Raw genomic sequence first — 11,359 nt, forward strand, 5'->3', positions numbered from 1 at the left:
GGATTCGGGTCTCTGGCACCGCTCAGTCCTCCGCGCTTGCGGGATCGCTAAATGCGGCAACTGTACTCGCTGCGGATGTTTCGGCGATCTGGATATAGTCCTGCACAAGCTGCTGCACGAAGGGCGGGTCAAGGGGCAGGTCCTTGCCGAAAATCGCGGCCATGCCGAGCAGGTTGTGCACCTCCGCTTCTCGGTCGCCGCCAGCTTCTTTCAAGACATTAGCGGTCGCCTCTGCAAGCGGATCGTCAACCTTATGCGATATTCCATTGTCACCGCTGCCGGACTGCCAATGCATCCAGCCAGCCACCGCCATCGTCAGCGCTGCCGGAATACCCAGGCCAAAAGTGCGATAAGCGCGGATCGTATTGAGCCAGCGTTGCGGTATTTTCTGGCTGCCATCCATCGCGATCTGGTGCGTCAAATGCCCCAGAGCGCCGTTGGCAAATCGTTCGCCAAGCTGCGCCCGATATGCTGCCGGGTCGAACCCTTCAATGGGAGACAGCGTTGCCTGGGCCTCGTCCCAGAGTCTGTTTATCAGCCGGTCAAAACCGGGAGCGGCAATGGCCTGATGCACATAGCGATGCCCGGCCAATCCGCCCAGATAGGCAATGGCGGAATGGGCGCCATTGAGCAGCCGCAACTTGGCCATCTCCCATGCTGCCACATCGTCAGTCAATTGCACCCCGACATCCTCAAGCGGGGGACGCCGATTGCAAAAGCTGTCCTCCACCACCCACTGGGTGAAAGGCTCTGTCTTTACCAATGCCTCATCACGAAGCCCTGTGGCGCTTTCAAAATTGTCGATATCTTCTTGCGTGGTCGCGGGAACGATGCGGTCGACCATCGAAGATGGAAAGGCGACCATCTGCGCAATCCAATCAGCCAGATCGGCATCGATCTCGCGCGCGAATGCCAGAACCGCCGCTTTCGTACGCTGGCCGTTCTCGGGAAGATTGTCGCAGGAAAGCACGGTGAAGGGCTCGCCCCCCGCTTTCCACCGCGCGGCCAGACCCGCGACCAGAAAACCGGGAGCGGTAGCAGGCGCGCTCAGATCAGCGATATCCGCCGCAACAGCAGGATCGTCGAGTTTCAGATCGCCCGTTGCAGGATCAAGGCAATAGCCCTTTTCTGTCACCGTCAGCGTGACGAGCGCCACATCGGGGTCGGCAAGCGCGCGAACCAGTGCAGCCGGGTCATGTCTTGCAACCAGCACTTCGGCAATGGAACCAACCACTTCCATCCGCTCATTCCCGCCCTCTCGGACCAGAACAGTGAAAAGACCGTCCTGCGGATTCATTTGGTCGGCAACGCCGGGAGAACGCAGGCTCGCCCCGCGGATCATCCAGCCACTGTGACCGTGTGCCAGCAGCCTGTCGAAATAGGCAGCCTGATGCGCCCTGTGAAACGCGCCGGTGCCAAGGTGGACAACGCCGCAGGGCTGCGCGCGGTCGTAAGCATGAACACGCGCGTTCGCCGGAAGGCGGTCAAGCGTTGCGGAAGCGAGGCGAGTCATTGGAACTGCTCCGGGAGCCATAGAGTGAGGGGTGGGAAATAGGCGACGAGCAGCAGCACGCCGATGAGCGCGAGATAGAAGGGCCAGATCGTCCGCACGACATCCTCGGGCCTCGCTTTGCCCACTGCGCAGCCGACGAAGAGGACAGAGCCGACAGGCGGTGTCACCAGGCCAATGCCCAGATTGAGCATCATGATGATGCCGAAATGGACCGGGTCCACGCCGGTGGCCATGGCGACTGGCAGGAAGATCGGCGTGGTGATGATGATCAGCGGCGCCATGTCCATGAAAGCACCAAGGACCAGCAGGACAAGCAAAATCATCAACATTATAATGGCAGGCTCCTGCGAGATCGCAGTAAGGCCGCCCGAAAGCATTTCCGGCCCGTGCAGCACGGCGAAAAGCCAGCCGAACATCCCTGCCGTGCCGATGATGAGCATCACCATCGCGGTAGTTCGCACAGCCCCGCTGGCCGCTTCGACAAAGCCAGCAAAGCCCAGCGAGCGATAGACGAACACGCCCACCAGAACTGTGTAGATGACCGCGATGGCGGAGCTTTCTGTGGGCGTGAAAATGCCTAGCAAGATGCCGAAGACGATGATGAGCGCAGTCATCAAACCGGGCAGCGCAGCGACAAACGCCCGCGTGAACTTCTTCCACCCGGGGAACGTGCCCGAAGGATAGCCGCGCTTTATGGCCACCCGCCAGGCGACCAGCATCAACGCTGCCCCGGCCAGCACTCCGGGAAGGATGCCCGCGAGAAAGAGATCGCCCACACTGACACTGACAGGTGATGCTGCGGCGTAGATGATCATATTATGCGAAGGCGGGATCAAAATCCCCAGGATCGCTGCGGTAATCGTCACATTGACGGCATAGTCAGCGTCGTATCCTTTTTCCTTCATCATCGGCATGAGGGTTGAGCCCATCGCAGAAACGCTTGCGACAGCAGAGCCAGAAACCGCGCCGAACATCATGCTGGCCCCGACATCTACCTGTCCCAACCCGCCGCGTGCCCGCCCGAATGCGCCCTCAGCTACCTGCACTAGCCGCTCTGCGATGCCCGTTCGCGCCATCAGATCGCCTGCAAAAACGAAGAAGGGAATAGCCATCAAGGTGAAGACATTCATGCTCCCAGCCATACGCTGAAAGGACACGACCACGGGGATATCGAGCAGCACGAAAGTGGCTAGCGACGCAGCTCCGAGGGCAAAGGCAACGGGGACGCCGATCGCGAGCAGGATGGCCAGCAGGACAAGAAGGAAAGTCAGCTCCACAGCGGTTCTACCTTCCTGTCCGAACGTTCGGCCAGAATGTGCTCCAAGGCAAAAAACGCAATCAGCAAGCCAGCAATGGCAAGCGGTACATAGCCAAGGCCTCTGGGAAGGCCCAGCGTAGGGATCATGTGTTGCCAGGTCTCGATCACCAACTGGCCGCCGCCATAAGTCATCGCCAGCCCAAAGGCGCCGACAACGGCATGACACACAATAGCCAGAAACCGGCGGCGTGGCTCGGACAGGCTGTCCTGCATTAGCGACAGCCGGATATGAAAACCCTCGCGCACCCCGGCAGCAGCGGCAAACAGTATGAACCACAACATGAGAAACAACGCGGCCTGCTCGGCCCAGGCAGGGGCACTGGCCAGCAAATAGCGGCCGATCACCTGCCAGCCGATGATAACGGTCATCGACACCAGCCCAAATGCGGAGAACCACAAGGATAGGCGGCTAAGCAGAATGGAAAGCGCCGTCATTATGCCGGGTCCATTGCGCGGATATCGTCAACCAGCTTGCGCATGGTCGGCGTGGTGACGAACCGGTCCCAAACGGGTTGCACCAGAGCCTGAAAGGGAGCGGGATCGGGAGCGGCAATGCGCACACCGCTGGCGACGATTGCAGCCCGCGACTGCTCGACCTTCGCATCCCAGAGCTCGCGCATGACAGGAATGCTTTCCTGCGCGCACTGGCGAATGAGCGCTCGATCAGCGGCAGATATTCTTTTCCACGTAATCGCCGACATGGTCAGCACTTCAGGCGCCATGACATGGCGCGTCTCGCTATAGAACGGGGCAACCTCGAAATGCCGTGTGCTTTCGTAGGACGGCCAGTTGTTCTCCGCGCCATCCACTGTGCCCTGCATCAGCCCCTGATAGACCTCGCCAAAGTCCATCGGCGTCGGATTGCCGCCCAAAGCCCGCACCATCTCCACGAAGAGGTCGGAACTCTGCACCCGTATCTTCAGCCCGCGCAGATCTTCTGGGCGCTCGATCAGTCGCTTCGTGGTGTAAAAACTGCGCCCGCCACTGTCGTAGAAACATAGGCCGATCAGGCCGTGCGGCTCAAGCGCATCAAGGATCGCCCGTCCAGGCTCGCCGTCCATCGCTGCGCGCATATGCTGCGTCGAACTAAACAGGAACGGAAGGCCAGGCACCAGAGTCTCCGGTACAATCGGATTGAGCGGCGCAAGACTGACCCGGTTGAGATCGATCCCGCCAAAGATCGTAATCTCAAGTGCGTCACGCTCCTGACCGAGGACTCCGCCAGCATAATGCTCAATACCGAGTCGACCCCCGCTCCTTTCGCGAAGCAATTGCCCCATATATTTCACTGCCTCGACCGTAGGGTAGCCATCCGGATGGGTATCGACCGCGCGCAGCAACTGACCCTCCATCGGCGCACAGCCCGCCGCCAGGGCCACACTGGCGCCGCCAATGGCGCCGCCAAGTCCGCGCAACAGGGAACGGCGGTCGAGCGCGATCACAGGCGGTAAGCTGCCTTGGCGAGATTGTAGGTCAGGTCGTACGCGACCCGTTCTGCGTCCTCTTCGCGCATCCGGTGTTCAGCGACGAGACGGGCCAGAAATCCGCAATCCATGCGCCGCGCAACATCATGCCGGGCGGGTATGGACAGAAACGCGCGAGTGTCATCGTTAAAGCCGACCGTATTGTAGAAGCCGGCAGTCTCGGTCGCCTGCTCGCGGAAGCGGCGCATGCCTTCAGGGCTGTCATGGAACCACCATGGCGGCCCCAGCTTGAGCACCGGATAATGCCCTGCCAGCGGAGCCAGTTCGCGCGAATAGACCGTTTCGTCCAGAGTAAACAGGATGATGGTGAGGCCCGGCTCATTGCCAAACCGGTCAAGCAGCGGCCCCAGCGCAGTTACGTAATCCGTCTTCGTCGGGATATCGGCACCCTTGTCGCGCCCGAAGCGTTCGAAAACCTGTCGGTTGTGATTGCGATGACTTCCGGGATGAATCTGCATCACGAGCCCGTCCTCCAGGCTCATGCGCGCCATCTCCACCAGCATGTGTCCGCGAAAAGTCTCGGCCTCGACTGGCGAGCACTCGCCTTTACGGGCTTTCGTAAACAGAGCTTCTGCCCCGGCGCGTGTGAGGTCAGCTGTCGTCGCAGTGGGATGACCGTGATCGCTTGACGTCGCGCCGTGACGCTTGAAGAAGGCGCGGCGATCCATCAGCGCATCGATATATCCTTGATAGTCAGTGGTATCGCAGCCGGTGATCTCGCCAAGCCGCGCGATGTTCTCGGCAAACCCTTCATAATCGGGATCGAGAACATTGTCGGGACGGAAGGCGGTAATGACCTTCTTACCCCATCCATCGTCCTGCAATTTGGCATGATGCACCAGAGGATCGAGGGGGTCTTCTGTGGTGGCGATCACTTCAATGTTAAACCGGTCGAACAAGGCACGCGGTCGAAAATCATCCTGCCGCAGCTTGTGATCAATGACATCGTAGTAATGATCGGCCGTCTCGGCAGACAGCGTTTCTGTCAATCCGAACACCTGAGAATAAACCCAGTCGTGCCATATGCGCGAAGGCGTGCCATCGAACAGGTGGTAATTGTCGGCAAAAATACGCCAGACTGTGCGCGGATCAACAGGGTCGCCACCGTCGATCTGCGGCACGCCCAAATCCTCCATCCGAATGCCTTGGCTGTACAGCATCCGGAACACGTAGTGGTCTGGCGTAATCAGCAGGTCTGCGGGATTGGGAAAGGCTTCATTGCCGGCAAACCAGGACGGATCCGTATGGCCATGCGGGCTGATAATCGGCAATTCGCTGACCTTCTCATAGAGTCGGCGCGCGATCTTGCGCGTTTCTGGATCAGACGGAAAAAGGCGATCTGCATGTAGCTTAAGCTGTGCCACGTCTGTTACTCTCCAAGCTGGAATCTGCGCCGCTCACCGGCGATTTCTGTGCGCACGCGCTCAAGCGCTTCGGCTTCGGTCGCCTCGAAAACCATATCGGCCACGCCGCGAAGATGCGTCCGCATGGCCGCGCGCGCAGCACCAGCATCGCGCAGCTTGAGGGCGCTCACAATTGCCATATGTTCGTTTATCCGGGGCTTCACGCCTTCTGCCCGCACCTTCTCGAGAAAGCGCACGTTCTGAAGCGACTGGTTTCGCGCCGCCCACAGCGCTTCGACCGCTTGCTCCATCGCTGAATTTTTGGTGGCAGCGGCAATAGTCATATGAAAACGCCGGTCGGCATCCTCCGACATCACGACATCGCGCAAGTTCTCCGCCTCCATCTCGGCAACAAGAGCTTGAAGCGTGTTCAATTCTTCGTCGGTGATATGCTGCGCTGCAAGCGCAGCTGCTTCCCCCTCAATGAACGCGCGCGCCTCAAGCAATTCAAATGGGCCTACATCACGAGGGGACGCGCCTCCCGCGCGGCGCCTAAGCGACCGAACATAGACGCCCGAGCCAGTGACAACTTCGACCAATCCGTCAATTTCCAGCGCAATCAGCGCCTCTCGTATGGTCGGTCGGCTGACCTCAAAACGATCCGACAAGTCCCGCTCAGATGGCAGTCGCTGGCCAATCTCATATTGTCCGCCGAGTATCTCGCCGGATAACGCTTCGACGATCCGTTCGTAAAGACGCTTTCCTGCCATCTCGCTAGCTCCATTATCTATTTTTGGTCTGGCCTCTTGCTGCTCTACTGCCGCATTGGTCGAGGAGGGTCAATAACTTGTATGACCAATTTTTACCAATTTGCGGTTTGTAGGACGGGTCGGCGATCTTGCCCAAGAAAACCGACTTGGTGCGCGCAGATACTCTCACGGTTTAGTAGCCCCCGAGCTGTCCACTATCGACCGGTATAGCGTCGGCCATCGTCAGCGCGCGGCCACCGACTAGCACGCGGTCAAGAGTGATGCGTTCAGCATTGCTAACCTTGAGCGGAAACTCCGCTTCGCCCATTGTAAGATTGCGAATGACGACATCACGAACCGGAGCGTTTTCGTGACCATCGATGGAGATTCCGACAACAGTCCTATCGACTTGTACTGATTCGATCAGAACACGCTCAAACTGAGGTGGATAGTTACCACCTCTGTAAGAATGATAGTCATTCGTAAAGACGAGCAAGGATTGCGTCTCTCCGGCATTTATGTTGCGGATGTAGATATCACTAATCAGACCACCGCGATCGAGATTGGCTTTGAAATAGAGCGTGTGCACGGCACGCGGCAGGTCGTATCCATCGACGAAGATATTGCGCACCCCGCCGGACATTTCCGATCCGATGGCCATTCCGCCGCCCGCGCTTCCACTATATGTGCAATTGCGCACGACGACATTTTCGGTGGGGATCCCGACGCGCCAACCATCTTGGTCGCGACCGGATTTGAGCGACACCCCGTCATCACCGACATCGAAATCGCAGTTCTCGATCAGGACGCGGCGCGAGCTGTCCGGATCGACACCGTCGCTGTTCACGTGATCGGACTTGCAACGGATATTGCGGATGATGACATCCTCGCAAAACAGCGGATGCACCATCCAGAAAGGGGAATCGATCAGGCGCGGCCCATCGACCAGAACTCTCCGGCACCGGTTGAACTGCACGAAATACGGGCGCAATCGGCGCTCTCCAACGAACAGCCGCTCTTCGACCGGGACACCGTCACGTCCCATATCGCGCAAGAGCCGCTGGATCGGTCGCTGCGTATCGCGCCAGGGAAGCCAGTATTGCTCACCTTGACCATCCACAGTGCCTGAACCGGTAAGCGCGATATTCTCGCAGTTTTCGGCATAGAGCATTGGTGAATATGTGTAGAGCTCGGTGCCCTCCCATCGTGTCCGGACTGGAGGAAGATATTGCTCGACGTTCGGAAGAAAGCGCAAATGCGCTCCTTCTGCCAGGTGCAGTTCGACATTCGAGCGGTAGTGGATGGGACCGTCACTAAGCCAAAGCCCGGAGGGAATGATTACACGACCACCGCCAGCGGCATGAGCGGCTGCAATTGCCGATTGGATAGCGGGCCGCGCGTCGCTGCCATCATTATCGAGTGCACCGAATTCGGTGATAGCAAATTGCCGAGCGGGAATTTCAACTTGGCCGATTTCGCCGACGATACGGTCTGCACGGGACCACGGATTATCAAGCCATGACGGATCATCCAAAAGAACGGGATTGGCGACGCAGCCTGCTGCTATCACCGAGCCACCAGCTAGCAAAGACGAAGCAAGAAGCGTACGACGACTGATTGTTAAGTATTCTTCGTTCATCGTCGCTCATTCTGATTTCAGCAATGGGCTGAAAACGTTCTGCATGCATGGAGTGAACCGCGCGACTGACAGTGTCAGTCGCGCGGTTCTGGGAGGGACGCGTTAAAACCGAGCGCGAACGCCAAATTGATATGTCGGTCCGTAATCTTCCAAGGCCGAAAAAATCGGCCCGTTCAGCGTCTGGTCGCTGCCACGGAAGAAGCGGCGATCGCCAGCATCCGTAATGTTTTGAGCATCGAAATACAGCTGCACGCCATCGAAAACTTCATAGCGCACGTTGATATCGACCTGTGTGCGCGAGTCTTCCAGCACATCACCAGCTGTATCATTTCCGTCATCCAGCCCGCCGAGATTGACACCGCGAAGCCTGTCGCCCTGATAGGCAACAGCACCGCGGATCGAGAAAACTTCGTTCTCCCAGCCCACGGACAAATTGCCAATCACATCGGACTGGTCGGGGAAGCGGAAGTCACGGTCCACGAGATCGCTCGAAGCCGAACTCTCCGCAAAGGTGACATTGGCCTGTGTGAAGAGACCGCCAAGGATACCCGGCAGGAAAGTGTAAGCCTGGTAATAGCTCAGTTCTAGGCCCGTGATCGTCGCGCTGTCGCCGTTTGCGAAAGTTGTGATCCTTGAAATACCCAGCCCGCTCTCGGTGCCGTCGTCGACGTCAAATCCGAGCCGTGTCACATCCTGCCCTGCCAGCGAGATAGGAACGATGAAGTTCTCGATCCGCTTGTGGAAGACTGCCGCCGACAACGCCGTATTGTCATTGGGATACCAGCCGAAAGAAACATCCCAGTTCATCGACGTCAGAGGCTCAAGGAATGGATTTCGTGCCGGATCAGCCTCTGTTTCGAATGCCAGTTGGCCAGTGTCAGCAAGCTCCTCGGCACGTGCGCCCGACAGTGCAGCTTGCGCCTGCGCAACGCTTGTAAGAACTCCGCCAAAGGAGGAGGGATCTGCCGGGCACTCATCGAGCGATCCGGTGCCGCCGAAGTTCTGGATCACGAAACCGCAAAACAGATCATCGTCAAGTTGTTCACTTGTGCTGAGAAACTGAATCGCTGCCGCTTCACGATACTCAGGGCGCTTGATGCCGGTCGTGAACGACGCCCGGACCTGCGTCGTATCGGTCGGCTCCCAACGAATGTTCACGCTAGGAAAGAAGTCTGTGTATGAGTTACCGCCGCTTCTGTCTTCGATGACCGAGCGTGGCTCACGGCCTGCCAGGAATTGATCAATCGCAGCGTCTGCCACACCCCCGTTTTCCAGTGCTGCCTGCAGTGCGTCGGTAATTCCGTCATCGTATTCGAGCTGGCGTACGGCTGAACCAGAGGTGGAATAATCGGTGTTCTCGACCCGGACACCAGCGATCACTTGAAACCGATCAAACGGATTAAAGGTCCACTGAACATAACCCGCCAGGACATCTTCATTTGCGATGAAATCGTCTTGAAGATCCTGGATAGTGATAAAAACGCCGCGATCGGCAACCGTAGCGACACGCCCATTTTCGATTAGCTGCCTGAGGGTCGCCTCAACATCACCGCGCTCAACGTCGATGGGAATATTGAGATTAGATCTGTCGGCGGATGGCGAATTGGGAAAATCGGCAAGAGTTACATCCGGATCAACCAGATATTCTATACGTGTGAAATCATATTCACGCGTGCGTTCCCTGTATCGTCCACCGATCTTTATCGCCGATTCACGCCCAAACATCGTAAACTCGCGTTCAAGATTCAGGTAATACGAATTGAACGAATCGCGTGAGCGCGTGAACGTCTCATTAGGTGTGCCAAAGTTTTCGCCTCCAATATTTGACGTCCGAATTGGGAAGCCTGCACCCACGGTAGGGTCGAGATCGTCGTCGTCGAAATCGAACTGCTCTCGACTGAGATCGATATCAACACCATTCGGACCCAGATTGGCGAAAGCCATCGTGATGTTATCAGATCTAAAACGCCCCTCAATACGATCCTCATCCTCGTTGTTGCGCGAGAAATTGGCACCGTAATTGGCCGTCCAGACATCGCCAAATGTGCTCGTACCTTCAAGCCCGATAGTCCAAACTTCCTGTGTCTGATCGCCGGGGCGCAGGCGGCGTTCTGCACGCCCATCTTCAAAGACACCGAAGACTTCACCGTCGTCCTCAAGGCCAAAGCTCACGATTTCATCGACATCGGGATCGTCTGTACCAAGGCCCTCTGCTACATCGCCATCCGAGCGTGAGAAATCGAAAGTGGCGCGGTTTGTATATGAGGATTCGTCGACACGGGCATAGCTGCCCCGAACCTGAAACAGATGGTTGACCATCTCGAATTCGAGCTGTCCGCTGATCGAGAAACGCTCGCGGTCGAGTTCTTCTGATCGCAGATCGGCCTCCACCGGGATCAGATAGCATTCCAGCACGACATCACCATCTTGGCAATTGTCGGCATCGCCTCCCTGAATATATTCCAGATCGCCATCGTCATCGTTAAGGAGGAAGAAGTTCAGACCGTCGCCAACCTCTTGAGAATCGGTAATCGTCTCTCGGCGTGACCAATTGGCCGCCGCCGCGATCCCGATTCGGTTGTCTCCGGCATCGATTATTCTGGTAAATTCGGCAGCAAACTCTGGGTTCCACGCCTCGGCCTTTTCACCATATGCTACCTCAGCTCGCCCACCAAACGAGTTGCGCCCACGATCAAGGGCAGAAATTGTCCTAAGATTGACGGTGCCTGCGATGGCGTCTGCTTCCATTTCAGGGAGCAAGGTCTTCACCACTTCAATGCGCGACAGATTGTCGGCAGAGAAAAAGTCGAGGCTCGTCGAGTTTACGTCTGGGTCGGTCGAACCAAGCCGCGCTCCATCAAGCGTCACGGTTGCAAATTCGGTCGGCAAACCACGAATGGAAACTTGCTGACCTTCGCCGCCGGACCGGTTAATCGATACGCCAGGGATGCGCTGCAAGGATTCAGCAACCGTTGGATCACCAAACTGACCAACGTCGTCTGAAGTAACCACCGACACCAACTGATCCGCATCGCGCTCCGCGTCGATGGCACTCTCGATTGCGGCGCGACGCCCCTCAACCACGATAACGTTCGGATCCTCAGAGGTTGCCGCTTCCTGATTGTCCTGCGCCATCACAGTAGATGGCGATGCGAGCACGGCAATCGCCGCTCCCGATACCGATGCAAACAAAGGCGCACGCAAGCTGCGAAACATAACACTCTCCCATTCACGTCCCGTTTTTCGGAACCTATCTGACCACTTGTTATATTGGTAAGGCGGGTTTGAAAAGTCCTGACTTACCGTTTTTTGT

8 protein-coding genes are annotated in these 11,359 nt (G+C 57.5%); all 8 read right to left on the minus strand.

Annotation, left to right across the window (positions count from 1 at the left end; all coding sequences use genetic code 11):
• Nucleotides 1-22: 22 nt before the first annotated feature.
• The 8 genes from L5849_RS08370 to L5849_RS08405 all read right to left on the minus strand — a co-directional run bounded on the left by L5849_RS08370 (nt 23) and on the right by L5849_RS08405 (nt 11,262).
• Nucleotides 23-1,513 (minus strand): mannitol dehydrogenase family protein, encoded by a 1,491-nt coding sequence (locus L5849_RS08370; protein ID WP_236925211.1) that lies wholly within the window; start codon nt 1,511-1,513, stop codon nt 23-25.
• A complete protein-coding gene (locus tag L5849_RS08375) occupies nt 1,510-2,790 on the minus strand; it encodes a TRAP transporter large permease (protein ID WP_236925212.1) in 1,281 nt (426 codons plus the stop codon). The genes L5849_RS08370 and L5849_RS08375 overlap by 4 nt, the downstream gene beginning before the upstream one ends.
• The gene (locus tag L5849_RS08380) at nt 2,781-3,266 is read right to left on the minus strand and encodes a TRAP transporter small permease (protein WP_236925213.1); all 486 of its coding nucleotides are present in this window, start codon (nt 3,264-3,266) and stop codon (nt 2,781-2,783) included. The genes L5849_RS08375 and L5849_RS08380 overlap by 10 nt, the downstream gene beginning before the upstream one ends.
• Entirely contained in the window at nt 3,266-4,273 is a 1,008-nt protein-coding gene (locus tag L5849_RS08385) for a TRAP transporter substrate-binding protein (RefSeq protein WP_236925214.1), read from the minus strand. The genes L5849_RS08380 and L5849_RS08385 overlap by 1 nt, the downstream gene beginning before the upstream one ends.
• Nucleotides 4,270-5,679: a glucuronate isomerase gene (gene uxaC, locus L5849_RS08390; protein WP_236925215.1), complete on the minus strand. Its 1,410-nt coding sequence runs from the start codon at nt 5,677-5,679 to the stop codon at nt 4,270-4,272. Before uxaC ends, L5849_RS08385 begins: the two co-directional genes overlap by 4 nt.
• 5 nt (nt 5,680-5,684) lie before the next feature.
• On the minus strand, nt 5,685-6,428 hold the full coding sequence (locus L5849_RS08395; RefSeq protein WP_236925216.1) for a FadR/GntR family transcriptional regulator: 744 nt from the start codon (nt 6,426-6,428) through the stop codon (nt 5,685-5,687).
• Nucleotides 6,429-6,600: 172 nt separating this feature from the next.
• Complete coding sequence (locus L5849_RS08400) at nt 6,601-8,046, minus strand: glycoside hydrolase family 28 protein (protein ID WP_236925217.1); 1,446 nt, start codon at nt 8,044-8,046, stop codon at nt 6,601-6,603.
• Between the two features lie 102 nt (nt 8,047-8,148).
• A complete protein-coding gene (locus L5849_RS08405; protein WP_236925218.1) occupies nt 8,149-11,262 on the minus strand; it encodes a TonB-dependent receptor in 3,114 nt (1,037 codons plus the stop codon).
• Between the last annotated feature and the right edge of the window lie 97 nt (nt 11,263-11,359).

The sequence above is a fragment of the Erythrobacter sp. SN021 genome (assembly GCF_021864455.1).